General features: G+C 58.4%; 17 protein-coding genes. All 17 read right to left on the reverse strand.

The annotated features are described in order from the left end of the window. Positions 1–4: 4 nt before the first annotated feature. Positions 5–1963, reverse strand: coding sequence for a phage tail protein (locus tag HBN61_RS05410; protein ID WP_170046292.1), 1959 nt, complete (start codon positions 1961–1963; stop codon positions 5–7). Next, positions 1963–2571 (reverse strand): YmfQ family protein, encoded by a 609-nt coding sequence (locus tag HBN61_RS05415; protein ID WP_170046293.1) that lies wholly within the window; start codon positions 2569–2571, stop codon positions 1963–1965. The genes HBN61_RS05410 and HBN61_RS05415 overlap by 1 nt, the downstream gene beginning before the upstream one ends. Then, positions 2562–3602, reverse strand: coding sequence for a baseplate J/gp47 family protein (locus HBN61_RS05420; protein WP_170046294.1), 1041 nt, complete (start codon positions 3600–3602; stop codon positions 2562–2564). Before HBN61_RS05420 ends, HBN61_RS05415 begins: the two co-directional genes overlap by 10 nt. After that, entirely contained in the window at positions 3592–3993 is a 402-nt protein-coding gene (locus tag HBN61_RS05425) for a phage GP46 family protein (protein WP_170046295.1), read from the reverse strand. Before HBN61_RS05425 ends, HBN61_RS05420 begins: the two co-directional genes overlap by 11 nt. Before the next feature lie 3 nt (positions 3994–3996). Further along, the gene (locus HBN61_RS05430; protein WP_170046296.1) at positions 3997–4488 is read right to left on the reverse strand and encodes a phage baseplate assembly protein V; all 492 of its coding nucleotides are present in this window, start codon (positions 4486–4488) and stop codon (positions 3997–3999) included. Further along, positions 4485–5594: a phage baseplate assembly protein gene (locus tag HBN61_RS05435; protein ID WP_047276614.1), complete on the reverse strand. Its 1110-nt coding sequence runs from the start codon at positions 5592–5594 to the stop codon at positions 4485–4487. Before HBN61_RS05435 ends, HBN61_RS05430 begins: the two co-directional genes overlap by 4 nt. Positions 5595–5599: 5 nt before the next feature. After that, complete coding sequence (locus HBN61_RS05440) at positions 5600–7033, reverse strand: DNA circularization protein (protein ID WP_170046297.1); 1434 nt, start codon at positions 7031–7033, stop codon at positions 5600–5602. A gap of 6 nt (positions 7034–7039) precedes the next feature. Further along, positions 7040–9436: a phage tail tape measure protein gene (locus tag HBN61_RS05450; protein ID WP_262498703.1), complete on the reverse strand. Its 2397-nt coding sequence runs from the start codon at positions 9434–9436 to the stop codon at positions 7040–7042. A 129-nt stretch (positions 9437–9565) separates the two neighbouring features. Further along, complete coding sequence (locus tag HBN61_RS05455; RefSeq protein WP_169859531.1) at positions 9566–9865, reverse strand: phage tail assembly protein; 300 nt, start codon at positions 9863–9865, stop codon at positions 9566–9568. Further along, on the reverse strand, positions 9865–10212 hold the full coding sequence (locus HBN61_RS05460) for a phage tail tube protein (protein ID WP_170046298.1): 348 nt from the start codon (positions 10210–10212) through the stop codon (positions 9865–9867). The genes HBN61_RS05455 and HBN61_RS05460 overlap by 1 nt, the downstream gene beginning before the upstream one ends. 57 nt (positions 10213–10269) lie before the next feature. Continuing rightward, on the reverse strand, positions 10270–11766 hold the full coding sequence (locus HBN61_RS05465; RefSeq protein ID WP_170046299.1) for a phage tail sheath subtilisin-like domain-containing protein: 1497 nt from the start codon (positions 11764–11766) through the stop codon (positions 10270–10272). Continuing rightward, a complete protein-coding gene (locus HBN61_RS05470) occupies positions 11763–11939 on the reverse strand; it encodes a DUF2635 domain-containing protein (protein WP_205884296.1) in 177 nt (58 codons plus the stop codon). Before HBN61_RS05470 ends, HBN61_RS05465 begins: the two co-directional genes overlap by 4 nt. Next, a complete protein-coding gene (locus HBN61_RS05475) occupies positions 11936–12535 on the reverse strand; it encodes a phage tail terminator protein (protein WP_170046300.1) in 600 nt (199 codons plus the stop codon). The genes HBN61_RS05470 and HBN61_RS05475 overlap by 4 nt, the downstream gene beginning before the upstream one ends. A 36-nt stretch (positions 12536–12571) precedes the next feature. Next, the gene (locus HBN61_RS05480; protein ID WP_262498704.1) at positions 12572–13048 is read right to left on the reverse strand and encodes a hypothetical protein; all 477 of its coding nucleotides are present in this window, start codon (positions 13046–13048) and stop codon (positions 12572–12574) included. Next, positions 13045–13383 carry a phage head closure protein gene (locus HBN61_RS05485; RefSeq protein WP_047276626.1) on the reverse strand — a complete coding sequence of 113 codons (339 nt, stop codon included), beginning with the start codon at positions 13381–13383 and terminating at the stop codon, positions 13045–13047. Before HBN61_RS05485 ends, HBN61_RS05480 begins: the two co-directional genes overlap by 4 nt. Continuing rightward, entirely contained in the window at positions 13380–13703 is a 324-nt protein-coding gene (locus HBN61_RS05490) for a head-tail connector protein (RefSeq protein ID WP_170046301.1), read from the reverse strand. The genes HBN61_RS05485 and HBN61_RS05490 overlap by 4 nt, the downstream gene beginning before the upstream one ends. A gap of 38 nt (positions 13704–13741) precedes the next feature. Next, positions 13742–14989 (reverse strand): phage major capsid protein, encoded by a 1248-nt coding sequence (locus tag HBN61_RS05495; protein WP_170046302.1) that lies wholly within the window; start codon positions 14987–14989, stop codon positions 13742–13744. Positions 14990–14991 lie beyond the last annotated feature (2 nt).

A 14991-nucleotide genomic window follows, 5' to 3' on the forward strand; every position in this document is an offset into this window, starting at 1 on the left:
GCCCTTAATATTTAATGCAGTAAAGCATCGCTACGTTGCGTGCTCGGGTTTCGTTTGCAGTGCGTACTTCTTCGCCGGCCAGCCCTACAGGCTCCAAAATGCGCGAGGTCTGCCGAGTAGCACCGGGTGTACTGTTACGCCCCAAGTACTCGCCAGTTCCCCCGGTAACGCCGTATGCGTCAATCGTCACAGCGTGACCATGACGCTGAAGCGCATCGAGCTGGAGAGAGGCCAAAGCCCGCCCAATATCGATACCCCGGTTAAGGTCAACACCTCGGATAGTTTCAGCACGCAAATCAGGCAGGTTAAACGTGGTACTGCCATCTCCGGGCCCATACAGCGTGCCAATTTTTGAAAAAAGGGCCGCATAAGCCTTACGCGACAGGGTTCCCCCGTCGCACACCAACCAACCCTTTGGAGGATTTGCCATTGCAAACGCCTGAACGGCGCCTTCCATATTGCCGAGTAGCTCCGTCCACGGTTGCCAGATATTGGCATTGCACGAACGGCGAAACGTTCGGCCCGTTACATGCTCCATAAAGGTCTGTTGTACAACCCCGTCTCCCCACACCTCGTGGCGAATGAGAGACCCTTGAGGGTTGGTGCCTTCAGGAATATTTTGCGCGTTTGTTGATGTTCGATATAAACCGGATTTAAACCACTGCAAGTTGACGTTGTTCGACGGGAAGTCGACCGCAGCCGCACCCCAGCCAAAGTCGCCCGGTCCCATCTTGGCGGCAATGGCGTTGGTCACTGTAGTGGCAAAATTTGGATCGTTGCCCAGCGCTGCCGCCAACTCGACTAATGTGTCCAACGCACCGGGCGCAGCGCCTATTAGGGCGGCCACTTCCTGAGCAACAAAAGCCGTATTAGCAGCCTGAGTGTTGTTGGCTCCTCTGGCCGGGGTTGGCACGCTCACAACGCCGGTAAATGTCGGATTTGCTGCGGGTGATTTAGTTGCTAACAGCGCATTGACTTGAACCTGCGTATAGCTATCAGTAATGGAATACCCTGCTAACGTATTGGCCTTGTCCGCCTTTGTCGTCGGATCGAAATTCCCGCTGTGCCACACATATCGGTCAGGTGACCAAACGCCTCGGGTATGCCCCCGAAAATAAAACCACTCGTCTCGAATAAAGATCTGCCACCCGGCGCTTTCACCTTCGGCGTTGAGCAAGATTCCCGCCGATCCGCTCAACCCATTGAGTGTCCCTGCACTCGGCACTTGGTAAGCAAATCGTGACTTGCCGATAAGTTTCATGTCCGGCAGGTCTGTTCTGGCAACCGCCCCCCATCCGCCCTCACCCAACGGCATTCCGTCAGTAATTCCGTGACCCGCCAAAGTCGTCGGATTGGTGCCGGCAGTGGCCCGCCCCCGGCGGTCAATCGTGAGGCTTTTGTAAGTGCCTGGGGCAATACCGGTATTCCCCATAATCTGCTCAAAGGTCAGCGCCGTGGTGCCCACGGTCGGCGGCGTTACGTTGCTAAGTTGCCAGATTGATCCGTAATTCGTCGTACCTGCCTGTACGGGCACCATCATGCCGGGGCTGACCTCAATGCTCTCATCAGCGTCTTGAGCGCGAACCCACCCCCCCGCAGCAGCCGAATAAATGCCGTTTTGAGCGGCGTTCGCTTGGTTCTTAACTAGCACACGGTCCCCGGCGACCAAGGCAGTGCCATCAATCGACTGAAGGCCACTGAGAGCAATTGCTCCCGTGGTGGCCACTCGTACCGTTTTCTTCATGTCGGCCGCTGCGAAGGTCTGAATAGCCTTCAACAACTGGTTAACCTGACTTTCATCCGGTTTCAGACCGGCCGCTTTAATAACGCTCAACAGCTCTTCAGTAACCGAGTTGCCCCATGCGGAAGGGATCAATGAACCCACTTGGCCCGTGGTGGGGTTTTCATCAACAAACTTGCCTTCTACCAAACCGACGTTTGGAACGCTCTTTGGATAATCCATTAGGACTGCTCACCGTAATTAATAAATTCAACTGTGTGGGCCGGGGCCGCTCTGCGTAGCACGCACTCCAAGGCTCCGCTCGGGTTACCCCCGAAGGTCTCGCCCCAGTAGCTGGCACCAAAGCGCCGCCCCAGACGCCTGCGGGGCCCGGTTTCTAATGTCCACATGAACTGTGCCACCCACGTCCCAAAACGCGCAGACCCGAAGCGCGAACGCGAGCCAAAACGCGGCGCTCTATGCTCGATCACCTTGGCATGGGGGTAGCCTTGGCTGATGGCCAACTCAACGAAATAAGCCGGGGTCTGGCCGCCGACTTCGACCAGTCGCCGGCGAACCGCCAACTGACGATCTTCAAAACGCGGGAACTCGCCCATGCATGCATCAGGCAAATTCATGACGCGCTCCCAGTCCGGGACCAGTTCGCGCACGGTATCCGGCAGGCTCTCGGCCAGCAGGTCAGCCGCCCGCAAGTCCTCACGGGCCAGCTCTTGCGCTCCAGCCTGTAACAACGCGTCAATGTCAGGGGAGAACTCCAGCTCCCACGCAGGGCCGGGAGGCAACAGGGCCCGTAGTTGCTCGTAATAGTCGGGGGCCGTTCTTATAGCCATTGCACTCCCCCGTACGTCAGCAGCTCGTTACGGGCGGCGGTAATGTTTCCTGACGGACTCTGTAGGTCGTGGTCTTTTTCGCCCGTCGCGCCGCTGATTGCCTCCCGGATATGGGTGTTCAGCATCACGCCACCCAAGTCAGATTCCCGGTTATGCAAATCCACCAGCGCTGCCTCAACAGCCGCCCGAACTACCCCGCTGTCAGGGGTGAGCTTGATTCGGTACTGAATGGGCCTTTCCACAGGGGGGAGCACGTACAGCTCTGCCGTTACGGGGCGCTCTTTCTGGATGTAAGCCTCAACAACGGCGCAGGCTTCTGCACTGGGGATCAGGTCGATATCATCATCACGGACAAAGAAAAGCCCGACCGTACCGGGGCCAAGCCAGTGGCGAATCAGCCACGCACGCGTCACGCCTGCCACCTCTAACGCCCACGTCACGTAGTCGCTGGCACTGCCGCCGTGAGGGATCACCCGGTACGAGCGAATCACACGCCCGCGCAGGGTCTCTATGCTTTCTTGCTCTGTGCCGCCTCCCAGACCGGGAGCCAGTACCGTGAATTCCGTCCCAACACCCAGCGCCGGTGAGACCAGTCGCAACACTGTGCCTGCCGGTGTATTGCCTAACTGGCCGGGTTCTAACGCCTCCAGTTGGGCGACACCTTGCGTCTTGACCAGCTTGACCGATGCGGTAACGCGAAAGCGCACACCATCCTCACGCTGCAACAACGTGCCGGCGTCCAGAAGGGCGGGCGCTGCGCCGATAAAAATTGCTGATCCTGTTGCCGCCACGGCGTCCAGCCGGTCGCGTTTGAGTCGCGCCCGAGCCATGCGCCGCAATGTGTCCTCGTCGGCGGTGTCAGGGAGAATTTGCGCGGCAATGTATGCCTGATGGCCGTAGCGCCCATAAGCAGCCCCCGCAAAGACGCGGGCCAGCACTTCGGCATCAGAGCGCAGCAAGGCGCTGGAGCCGCCCAAGTCGCTTTGGGCTCGGGCAATCAGCTCTGGGAGTGACGGGGTATTAAATGGCATTGATCACCAACCAAAGGTTTTCAAGATAAATTTCCACCGGCCCGCCTTCGCGCATGTGCAACACCACCTGCAAGTCCAGCCGGTCAAGGCCGCGTGTCACGATGATGTCGATATGCGTCACGCGGCCATCGTCGAGCATCCATTGCAGCGACTCGCGGGCGAACGCCTCGGCATCGCGCTCCGTGGTCGCTGTCAGCTTGCGGCGGCGCAACTGCCAAAGCCGTGACCCGATACGGTCATTGGCCTGCGTGGGAAAGCTGTCTCCCCACCAGCCGTAGCGTTCTTCATCGTCCAACGGGTCATCAGGGGAGGCCCGACGCCACGTAAGCAGGCTATTTACCGCTGCCCTTCGCCAAGCGCTGGCCACGTTTTCGCTATTGATAACGGCCATCAGCTATCCCCCAGGCACCGGTTTTTTGTCCGACCCTTCGTGTACGTGATTCACTTGGCTGACCTTGGCGGCCACCTGATCGCCGTCCGAGACAATGCGCCCTGTGGTGTGGATCAACGGCGTGTCGAACTCGACAGCCGTACCGGCTTTGATTTTCAGGGTCATGGTTTCAATCTCGATCACCCGATCACGCTTGAAGTGCAAGACGTCGCCTTCATCGGTGTACAACGCGACCTCACCGGTCTTAAGACCTGCCAGCCGAAAGCGCCGGTCGGCAATGCAAACCACCACGCCGTGTGAACGATCACCGCCAATGAAAGCCGCTAACCCCTCTGCGCCCGGATGCGGATTGGACGTGTAGCCATAGGGTTCGAGGTGTTCCATGTTGTCTTTCATTTCCCCGGCCAGCAGGCGCATTTGCAGGCTTTGGAGTTTGCTTGTGGCATTCACCAGACTGACAACCCCACGGGCAAACACTTTATTCATCAGGCTCATTCGGGCTTCCAGTCAGCAGGGATCAAGTATTCAAAGTTGTCCGCCTTGCCCCCCTTTTTCAGCTTGCGGGCTTTGTGCGGGTCTTTGGGTTCCGGTTCAAAGGCATCAGGCGGCGCCACGGTCATGGCAGCCGTGGTGCCGCTGTCATCGAGCACGTACTCGATTTCACTAATCAGCATGTCGCGGTCGATGCCTATGAGCGGATCAACCACGCGCACCAACATGTTCGGGCGCCATAGCTCGCCATTGGATTGCCGCCATCCCTGCACTTTGTATTGCAACGAAAGCGCCTTGCCGATGCGATTACCGCGTTCCCAGTTGGCCCGTGCGCTGGCCAGCTCGGGGCTGAGCTGGCCACTTTCATGAATCAGCAACACCCGCTTTCTGGCAGCCCGTGGGTCACTGACACTGGCCTGCACCTCTGACGCGCCCTCTCCGTGGACCGTGTCCGTTCCAGCCCGCTGCCCCACTACTTCGTAGTCGGAGAACACCCCGGAAAAATCCAAAGCCCCCGAACCGGTGAGAATATTTTTCCCCAGCTCCAGGCGATCAACAGCGCGGCCAGCACTGCCCGGCTTGACGATCACCAGTCGCCCACGCGCGTCATCCGTCGACAACAAACGCGATAACGTCAGCAGGCGGTCGATGGACTCGAAAACGGTTTCACCCGGTTCAATGGTGTGGTCGATCAGCTTGTCGGTTTCGGGCACTTCGCTAAGCACGCTGATGCCGTACGAGTCGGCCAGCGCCTGCACCACCTGTTGCACGCTTTGGTTGCGCCACTGGCCCGGCTTATTGATTGCTGCGCAGTCCACCAAATCCGCGGTTAAAGATCGTCCGCTAATGCTGCGGCTGACTTTGGTGGCGTCATAGCTGATTGGCGTAGCGAATACCCAGCCCGTTAAAACCAGATCCTCGCCTATCCTGACCTCGCATCGAGCGCCTTGGCGCACAGGAATTTCCGTGTCCTGCCCCGGCCAACGCCATGTCACGTCGAGGGAAAAGTCCCGGCTTTGTCGTTCTATCCCTGCGCTGATGCTGACTTTTTCCCAGCCACGGTAATCCAGTCCGTTGACGCTGAGCGTCACGGCATTGGTGTTTTGCATGGGGTTTACTCCTGAGCGACTTGCAACACCGCAGGCGGCAGAAAGCCGGGGTGTTTGACCCTGTTACGCGTAACGATTTCTTGCGCCCGCGACGCGTCACCAAAGCGCTGATAAGCCAGCACCAACGCAGGCAGGCTTTGTTTGGGCGTCACCTGCACCAAGCGCACACCCGAGCGGGCCACTTGAGTCAGGTGTGTTTGCAACTGCTTACGCACGCTCTCAAGCTGCGTGAAGTGCTCGTGAGGGGCGGCCAGTGCTGCCCCCCATAGCGCTTCGCACGCCGCATCACGCAGCGCAATAATTTCATCGGCCGCTGGTACTTCAGGTCGAGCAATGGGCAATGCCACTTGCTGTTCCAGAGAAGGCACAGCCGGCAACGCCGCCGGGGGGAGCACCACCGGCATGGCGGCGGAAGTACGCACCGCATGGACCAACAGCATATCCCGCACCAATTCCCGTGCCGCCTTGACCACTGCAACGGTGGCCAAGCCGCCGGCTGCACTGCTGGCCACCGAGTCTGCCACTGCCGCCGCCGTCAGGGTTCGTGCTGCCTCCAGCTTGCTGGTGACGTCGCGCCTTGACTCGACAAAGCTGGTAAAGCCGGGCTCGGTATCCGCCAGTTTTGCAACCGTCTGCATGAACAGCGGATCAGCTTCAACCACCGCCCCCGATACTGCGCCGCCACTCCCGACCGCACCGCCTGAACTGCCTGAGCCTGAACCTGAGTTGCTGTAACCCGAGTTATAGGGCTTGGTCGATGAACCTGTGTAGGACTGGCCGAAGCGGGCGAATTGAGCGCGAAACATGGCACTGAAATTACCCGGCGCATTGATCAGCATGTCCGCCAAAGCCTCGACCGACCCCACCAGACCAATCAGAGAAGCAAACTCGCGCTGGATCAGCATTTGCACACCGGCAATGCTGTTTTGCAGTGCGGCCACTGATAACCGAGCTCGGTTCACAATGGCCATTGCCGCCTTGTAGCGCGACAGAGCCGACTCCAGCAGGGTCTCAGAGGATTCTTCCAGTTGCTTTGAGGTGTTGGGCACCCCGGCCGGGAAACCCTTCTCACCATCCTCTACAAACGTCAGATCAAACCGAACTACCCCACCCTCACGACGCTCATGGGACACGTCGCAATCTGTCGCCGTGACCGTCATGCGGCCAAACCATGGGTGTATCAATTCGCCGGGGCCAGGCTGATCGAGTGCTTTTAACAGGTCATCACGTTTTACAAAGCAATCATCCCCCACCACAAAAGCCGCCAGTTTTGGAATCCGCGTTTTACGGCCAAGGTCCTCAACAAATGGCTTATCCCGTTGCGGGTACTCATGCACCTGCGTGCGCCGACCTACAGACTGGCTGTCACTGTCCACAAAGAACGGGACGCCCCTGAATGAGGCCGGCTGTAACTGATCGCGCCACGTTGTATCTGCCATCGGCCGCTATCCTTCCCTTGCCAAACTTCGGTAACCGACTTGCGGGGTCACGGTAAGACCCGGCTGATTCGTTTTCATGGGATCAACCCGCATGCCCTGTGGCGCATTGTCGAAGCGAACCACCATTGCGCCTTCCAGACTGGTGCGGTTATTGGCTGCCGTCTGCTGCACCAGAGACCCACGCTGAGCCACCAACTCACCCGAAGGCGGGGTCGGCTTGTGTTGCTGTAGAAGGCTGCCCGGCTTGGGCATTTCACGCTGCTCAGGCATCGCCACCAACGCGCCCGGACGCGGCACAGTGGGGGCCTCAGCCTCGGGCAACAGGTCGCCCGGCCTGACTGGCCGTACCGCCTGAGTACGTCTCAGCAACTGGCCCGGATTCGGTAGGGGTTCAACCTCGGATTGACGCAACAGATTGCCCGGCGCAGGCAAGGACTCAGCGCCCGTTACGCGTAACGGCTTTCCGGGTGCGGGCAGTGGCGGCGGTTGCGAACTCACCAGTTGCAATGCCGGGGCACGTATCAAACCGCCGGGTATGACTGGATCATTAGCCGGCGGTCGTAACAGATCCGCCGAGCGCGTAGCACCTTGCAGAATGTTTTGATTGCGCTGCGCCTGGGCGGCATCCGCCCGCAGGAACTCCCCAGTGCCGCCACCCTCTCCGGCGTTGGCCAGCTTCTGGCGTTCCGTCCAGCCGTCCACCGTCGTTTTTGCCGACTCAAGGAATCCGGGGCCATCCGACCCAATCCCGAAGAGCTTCATCATGGGCTCAAGGATCGGCTTGAGCTTGTTCCACATGGACTGGAAGAAACCGCTGATGGGCTCCCAGTTGTTAACGATCATCCCCAGCGGCGTCCAGTCGAAGATGCTGGCCATAAAGTCCATGAACGGTACAGACAGCGCTTTAGTCAGCTCCCACATGGAGCCAAAAAACGCTGTCAGCGGTTGCCAATTCTCGATGATCATCCCGATTGGCGTCCACGAAAACGCCGTTTTCAACCACCCCCACACCGCCATCGCCGGTTTCTCGATGCGCTTCCAGATCGCCTCAAAGTACGGCGCGACCGTTGACCAGTTGCCAATGAGCAAACCCGCCGCCAACGCGATACCGCGCACGATCAACCCTACCGGGCTCATACCCACGACAGCGTTCATCAGACCCAGCGCCGCCGTTGTTCCGGCCGTGGCCACCCGCAACACACCAAAGCCGACAGCCGCCCCCAACAGCCCTTTGATCAACCACGGGTTGGCATCTGCCAGCGTTGAAACCTTGCTGATGATTGGCCCTACCGTGGCCATGAAGTCGTTGAACGGCGGCAGCAACACAGTGCCTACCGTGATGGCCAAGGCCGTCATGCGGTTTTGCAATAATTGCAGGGCGTTTTCAGTGGTCTCTGATCGGGCCTTGTATTCGCCCTCCATCGAACCCGCGTATTTTGTCTTATCCCCCACGGCCTTGAAGTTCTTTTGCAGCACGTCAAGGTTCGTCAGCAAAGGGGCAATAGCCCCTACCGATTCTTTACCGAACAGGTTGGTCAGCACAGCGGCCTGCTTGGCCTTATCAACCTTGGCCACCGACTGGAGCACCTTGTTAATGGTGCCCTCGGAGTCCGTCTGCATGCCCCGTGCGATTTCGTTGGCATCCAGACGCAAGGCCTTGAACGCCATCTGCTGCGACTTGGTGGCGGCGCTGCCGGCGGTCAGGGTCAGGGCAAAGTTCTTCATGCCCGTAGCCGCGACATCCTGAGCAATACCCACACCGGCCAGCGCCGAACCCATTGCCGCCAGTTGCCCGGCATTCAAACCGGCGATTTCACCCAGCGGGCCAATGGCCGTCACGATGTTAGAAATTTGCGCGGTACTCGCCGCGCCGGTATTGCCCAAATAGTTGATCTTGTCAGCCAGGGTAACTACTTCTTCCTGATTGAGTTTGAACGCCGTGCGCCACTTGGCCATCATTGAACCGGACTGTTCAGCGGTCTGGTCGAATGCGATCCCCATTTTTACGGCGTCTTGGGCGAACTGGCCCAATTCCTCGCGCGCGATACCCGACTGCCCACCTGCCGCAACAATCTGCGCAATGCCATTAGCGGCCATTGGCAACTGCTCAGACAGCCCTAGCACGTCCTTGCTCATCTGCTTGAACTGTTCGGGTGAGTCGAAGTTAACGACCTTCTTAACGTCCGCCATTGCGCTTTCAAAGCGCATAGCCTCCTTCGCACCCAAGATGAAAGGCAGCGCCAGTGCGCCGCCTTGCAAGGCTTCCATAAAGCCGATTTTGCCAAGGCCTGACTCGGTTAACTGCCGGCGCAAGTTGTTGGCGTTGCGACGAATCCCCCCAAGCACTGGCGAAAGCCGGTCTACCCCGGTGATAAGCGCCTTTAGCTGAAACCTGTCAGACATTGTTGCTCCCCACTAACGCCGAGATACGCCAAGCGTGTTCCTCGCTTTCGAGGATCACGTCTAGCGGCTGGTTCTTCATTGCTTCCGGGTCGGTCTTCCAGAACCACGCAAGGTCATAGACCAGCGCGGTTAGATCGTCGGGGCTGGCAAAGCGGGCTGTAGGAAAAAACCAATAATCATCCATGTCAGGGTGTTCAAATCTGACAAGTCCAGATCGTTCACCGAGCCGGCTGGAATGCTCGCGCATACCGCCAGATACTTCGCGGCAGTTTCAAGGTCGGCCACAGGCTGGCCGTTATCACCCAAGGTGTAAGGCAAGAGCTTGATGGCTCGCGCTTCTTGAGGGGTTGGCCGGCGAATCTCCAGTTCAGTGACGACTTCACCGTGCGCCTTGATTGAACTGCTCAGCTTGAATGTGTCTTTAACCATTACTGCCAATCTCCTGAAACGCCTTCAAACTTAAGCGACACCTTGCCGTCATCGCCGGTTACTTTGATTTCATCCACCGCATAAGCACCGCTCAACACGTAGCTACTGCCGTCCTTGAATTCGGCGGTAATGGTCATGTCCTGACCCTCTGCGATTTTCTGGAACGGGAAGCCCGGTGTTTTCAGGGCATCAACGCTGATGAAGGCGGCCAGGTCTTCCTCTTTGAAGTAACCCGGCATGATGGTTTCGCGCTTGACCTTCGACAGCGGGCATTCCACGCCGCCAGTGATAACGATCTGCTCACCGTCAATCTTGATGTAGCACGTGCCCGCAACTTTCTGACCCATAAGGGGTGCTCCAATGAAAAAGCCCGCACAGGGCGGGCTTGGGTGTTTCTTATGGCTTTACGCCGCTTCGGGGTACTGCAACCGGAACTGATACAACAGCGCAAAAACGCGGAGCTGGTTGACCAGATCTGGCGGGAACAGCACGTTCAACCTGTTGGGGTTGGCCGGATCGCGCTCTACGATCAAGTTGGCCTTGAACATTTCCATGTTTTCAACAATGCCAGCCCGCTCAAGCTCGCCATACGCGGCAATTAACTCCCCACGAATCACCACGGGGGTGACAATGCGCTGACCGGGGCCAAAGTTGGTCCCGTCATTGGCCAGCTTGTGGCGTCCATACTTGCTGGTAATACGGCTACGCAACACACGCAGCACGTGTGCCGACTGGTGCAACGTTTCGCTGTCCAGATACGAGTCGTCGGGCTGGTCGTACGCGTTGCGCTGGTAGGTCGTTACAGCGCGCTGAATGCGCAGCGCACCGCCCGAATAGTTCGCCGTGGCCGTGCCATACCCCAGCAACGACTGGAACTCTGTCAGCGTGAAACGCTCACTGACCGGCGCCGGGTCAATGCCGCCCAGCTCCCCCGTTTGAGTGGGACAGGCCGGGTCAGCGCTGATGAATACCGCCGTGCGGGCCACCAGTTGCGCGGCCACTTCCCACACCGGCTGTGGCACCCCTTTTTCAATGCCCAAAATGGTCATGTGCGGGTCATTACGAAGCCGGCCGGCAGCGACATGCTCGCCCAACGTACCCCGGCGAACGCTGTAGACATGGCCATAAATCTGCTTGGCCCATGACCAGCGCCCGGCGCTGTCATCCATGGTTTCTTTCCACGCGTCCAGCGTTTGTGCATCGGTCCAAGGCTGGCAAATGAACTCAAATTCTTCATCCCCCAACGCCGCCAACGCCGTCGCCATGTCGGGCGTACCGGCGCCGCCTGACATTGGCGTTACCACCACTGTCAGACCGGCCGGGGTAATTTCGCCATTGACCCGGCCCAAGCGGTTCATCACCACCTGAATGTCGTTGGCCAGCACGCCCTTAAATTTGGACGTGAGGGTCACAACGCCCTCTACCGCCGCCGCCTTCACGGGTAGCTCAATGGCGTCATTGATCTTGTTGGCCAAGGTGGCAGCAACCGCCGACGCCGGCGACAGATTTGGCACCATCGCCTGTACGCGCTGCCCCGCCACGTAAAGGTTCAACAGTCCTGCTTCGCTGGTTGTGCCTGTCAGGGTGATGGTGGCCGTTGCAGATACGCCCTCAGCCACTTTGAGTGGCAAACACCAGACCTCGCCCGCCGGATCAATGGCGCGCAGTTGCTTGTGCATGGCCGCGATCATCGACCCGTCGCCACCGATGGCGCGTGCTTCAGTCGTGCGCGACACAATCGACAACTTGCCGATTTCATCGCCCTCCGCGTCATCGTTGACCTGACCCACCAGCAGCCGGCGCAGTGTTGACAGCCCGCTGTTGGCCATTGAGTTGTCCACCTCTGCATAAAACAGCGGGACACGTAGATCACCTGGAATAGCGCTGAACCCTACACTCATGTTGCTTTACCTACTTTGGCGGGCTTGGACTCAACGGCATCACCATCATTGATACGGCGCTGCCAATAAGCGTTATGCGGCACTTGCGCGCCAGTTTCGGGCAGCAGTTCGCCGCCCTTCTCAGGGTCGGGAACATCCCGGCCCTGAGCAGGTTTCAAATAAATGCGCTTCACTTTTGTAAATCCTCTCGGGCTTGATACTCGATACGGCCGTCAGGGCCTGTAGGGGATAGGTTCTTGTCGAATATCGGGTCGATAAAATCCATATTGATATTCATGCCTTCCAGCGGCGGCAAACCGTCCAGCTCGTATTCGTGCCACGTTTCAGCCGGATCACTTGCGAGGTTACGGCCAAGCTGAAAAGCGGTCACAAACGAGAAGCGGTAAACCGCCTTGTCCCGGCTGTTGAGCAACATTTCCCGGCCCACGTATTCCACCGGGTCATATTCCGGCTCGGGCTTGAACCCCACCAAAGCGCGGCATAGCTCCTTGCGCACCGCGTCCACCTGATCACCCACCGCAAGACCGCGCTCGTCCCCAGCGCGCTGCGGAAAGACCACGCACACGTCAAATTCCTCGGTCACGTCCTGCAAAATCACGTTTTGCGCCTCAGAAGGATCGGCGCGCTCGTCGGTCAGCACCACGTAAGCCGCAAGGCCTGACAGCTTTGAACTTTTCTCGATGCTTTCCCAGTCAATGCCACCCGTAACGGCGTTGGTAAAACCGGGGCAATGCGCACGCAAGTGCATCACCAAAGGCGTCACTTTCATAAACCACCCGTAACAAAAAGCCCGCTCTGGGCGGGCTTAGCCGTTATGTAGGCTCTTGGCGAATGCGTCCTGCAAAATGGTGACAATCCTGTCATTGCTCTTTTGCAGGGCGTCTTCCATGAAGTTCTCGCGGGGTGCGATTCGCCACCCTCGCCCGTTGTCAGCTTGACGGCGGTGGCCTTTGGTTCGCTTGGCGCCGTTTCTAACACCGTAGTGCAGGTAGGCCGGGTAATACTCTTTCATGGCGGCGGTTTTGTTCGGCATGATCCGCACCATAAAACCCGACCTGCTGACTTTGGGTGTAATCGACTTGGTAAGCCGGCCAGTCCTGTGGCCCGGATAACCATCAGGCCCCGAACGCTTGGCTTTGCCGGTGAGTTTGCGGGCTTCTTTCTGAACCAGTCGCCCCACCTTGGCAAAGCCCTTGCGGATTTCCGAACGGTTGAAGTTGGCCCGTTGAAAATCGTCGAACGCACCAAAGTGCATGTAGGCCGCAACATGAGGTTGGGTCATAGCTCTTCTACCTCCAGCACCGTAAACCTGCGCTTACCGTTGAGATGCGAACTGCGCCGAACCCGGTAAACCGTGGCGCCCTCGCCTTCACCTACCACCGCCTCCCAATCGTTGGTAATGCCGTTACGGTAACGAATGGTGATGCGGTGAGTCATGATGCTGTCAGCCTGAACACTGCCCGAATACAACGCGCTGCCCACCGGCTCGACCTTGGCCCACGTTCGTTTTTGAACTGGAAAGCTCGACTCCAGGTCAGCATCGAATTCATTGGGTTGGTCGTCACGGTGACGCAGCGTCACCCGCGTATCCAGCTCACCTATGGCCGGCTCATTCATAAGCTGAACCAACGGTAAGGGCCAATCAACGCATCCACGGCCAACGGCAGCACCTTCATGCCGGCGGCCTCACTGGCGGCCTCTCGATGCTCGTACCAATGGGCAACCAGCAGCAGCATGGCCAAGCGCCAATCATCATCCAGTAGCAGAGCGTTTTCGGGCGCGTCATCTGGCAACGCATCACCCGCAATCAGCAATCGCCCGGTCTTGTTCTGCACCAACTTCCACGCCGCACGCCCGTAAGCCTGCAAGAGCGCGTCTTCGTCGGTGCTGTCGTCATCCAGGCGCAGATGCGCCTTGATCATGGAAAGCTCCAGCATCAGCGCACAGGGGCCACTTGCGCGGCCCCGCTCCTTAATCAGGCTGCGACTTCGGCGCCTTTGCCTGCCAACGCCTTGATCGCGGCGGTGTCCTGCAGGACGATGCCGAAACGCAGGAACGCAAGAAAGCCCACTTGGCCATACTCGGCGTAACGCTCAACCAAGCGTTTCAGCGTCAAGCTGCGCACGGCGCGCAAGATCAGCTCGTTAAAGTCGCCGGCAAACATAAACTTCTTGCCAGCAGCAATATCAGCAATTGCCTGATCAATGACGTATTGCTGTTTAAGAATGGTCGCCGGACGGTCGCTATCAATGCCCGGCAGCCAGAGAGGACGGTTATTACCATCGACCATTTCTTCAAGGGCCTGACAGGTTTTGTCGTTGAAGGCCAAGCGGAATTTCGGAGCCGCACGATAGGCCGGGTCGACCGAGTGAATCAGGCTGTTCACTTCCTGCCAGGTGAACTTGGTTGCATTGGCTGTAACGCTGCCCACGCTTACCGAGGCTTCCAGTCCCTTAGGCTGGGCCGGCGCATCTGCCGCCTCGGCTGCGCCAGTGCCCTGCACGATCAGGCGGTTACGAGTGCGCCCACAACGCTTGCTGATACGGCCAGCCAGAAAGGCTTCCATATCAATACCGGAATCCTGCAACAGCTGTTCGGATACTCGGATGATTTTCGAACTGATGGTGTAAGAGCCGAGCGTCCCCATCCCAAACTCGACATCTTTTTCGTTGGCTTGCTTGTTTTCCCCAATCAGCTCGCCTTCTTCTTCACCACCATTGCTCACCGCCCAGGCAATGGGTGCACCATTGTCGGTATTGAGTAGCTGACAGACAGCCGCAATACCGCCATAGGTGTTCAGCGATTCAATTACCCGCGCCTGCAACGTGGTGGGGACAGTAAAGCCACCCGCTTCATTAGGGTTGGTAGCCTGAGCACGCATAGCAAATACTGCTGAACGTTGTTCAGCCGTCAGCGGTTCCGTGCCGCGACGCAAGAATGCATCGAAAGCGCTTCGTTGTTCAGCGTCGGCACCCGTCAGTTCTGGTTGAGGCTGGGCGCCATGGTTGCCGTTACGGGCGCGCTCTTCGACAAAGGACTGATCATTCTCACGCAATTCTTCCTCGCGCTCGATCTTCTCCTTCAACGCTTTGAGGTCGACTTTCATCGCCTCCCACTTGGCACGCACTTCGCCGGTCCATGCTTCATCACCCGTGCTTTCATGCAGGCTACGCATTTCGGCAGATTTTTGGGCGTACAGCTCTTTAAGTTGTTGCAGTGTCATAG

Origin of the sequence: Pseudomonas sp. WS 5071, from assembly GCF_012985765.1 — a bacterium.
Classification (GTDB): Bacteria; Pseudomonadota; Gammaproteobacteria; order Pseudomonadales; family Pseudomonadaceae; genus Aquipseudomonas; species Aquipseudomonas lundensis_A.

Excerpts from the sequence above, each read along its gene's own strand:
- HBN61_RS05420 (WP_170046294.1), bottom strand. The coding sequence starts at position 3,602 with ATGCCATTTAATACCCCGTCACTCCCAGAGCTGATTGCCCGAGCCCAA.
- HBN61_RS05465 (WP_170046299.1), bottom strand. The coding sequence starts at position 11,766 with ATGAGTGTAGGGTTCAGCGCTATTCCAGGTGATCTACGTGTCCCGCTG.
- HBN61_RS05460 (WP_170046298.1), bottom strand. The coding sequence starts at position 10,212 with ATGGGTCAGAAAGTTGCGGGCACGTGCTACATCAAGATTGACGGTGAG.
- HBN61_RS05440 (WP_170046297.1), bottom strand. The coding sequence starts at position 7,033 with ATGGCAGATACAACGTGGCGCGATCAGTTACAGCCGGCCTCATTCAGG.
- HBN61_RS05410 (WP_170046292.1), bottom strand. The coding sequence starts at position 1,963 with ATGGATTATCCAAAGAGCGTTCCAAACGTCGGTTTGGTAGAAGGCAAG.
- HBN61_RS05435 (WP_047276614.1), bottom strand. The coding sequence starts at position 5,594 with ATGCAAAACACCAATGCCGTGACGCTCAGCGTCAACGGACTGGATTAC.
- HBN61_RS05495 (WP_170046302.1), bottom strand. The coding sequence starts at position 14,989 with ATGACACTGCAACAACTTAAAGAGCTGTACGCCCAAAAATCTGCCGAA.
- HBN61_RS05430 (WP_170046296.1), bottom strand. The coding sequence starts at position 4,488 with ATGAGCCTGATGAATAAAGTGTTTGCCCGTGGGGTTGTCAGTCTGGTG.
- HBN61_RS05490 (WP_170046301.1), bottom strand. The coding sequence starts at position 13,703 with ATGCTGGAGCTTTCCATGATCAAGGCGCATCTGCGCCTGGATGACGAC.
- HBN61_RS05415 (WP_170046293.1), bottom strand. The coding sequence starts at position 2,571 with ATGGCTATAAGAACGGCCCCCGACTATTACGAGCAACTACGGGCCCTG.
- HBN61_RS05475 (WP_170046300.1), bottom strand. The coding sequence starts at position 12,535 with ATGAAAGTGACGCCTTTGGTGATGCACTTGCGTGCGCATTGCCCCGGT.
- HBN61_RS05450 (WP_262498703.1), bottom strand. The coding sequence starts at position 9,436 with ATGTCTGACAGGTTTCAGCTAAAGGCGCTTATCACCGGGGTAGACCGG.
- HBN61_RS05425 (WP_170046295.1), bottom strand. The coding sequence starts at position 3,993 with ATGGCCGTTATCAATAGCGAAAACGTGGCCAGCGCTTGGCGAAGGGCA.
- HBN61_RS05455 (WP_169859531.1), bottom strand. The coding sequence starts at position 9,865 with ATGGTTAAAGACACATTCAAGCTGAGCAGTTCAATCAAGGCGCACGGT.
- HBN61_RS05480 (WP_262498704.1), bottom strand. The coding sequence starts at position 13,048 with ATGACCCAACCTCATGTTGCGGCCTACATGCACTTTGGTGCGTTCGAC.
- HBN61_RS05485 (WP_047276626.1), bottom strand. The coding sequence starts at position 13,383 with ATGAATGAGCCGGCCATAGGTGAGCTGGATACGCGGGTGACGCTGCGT.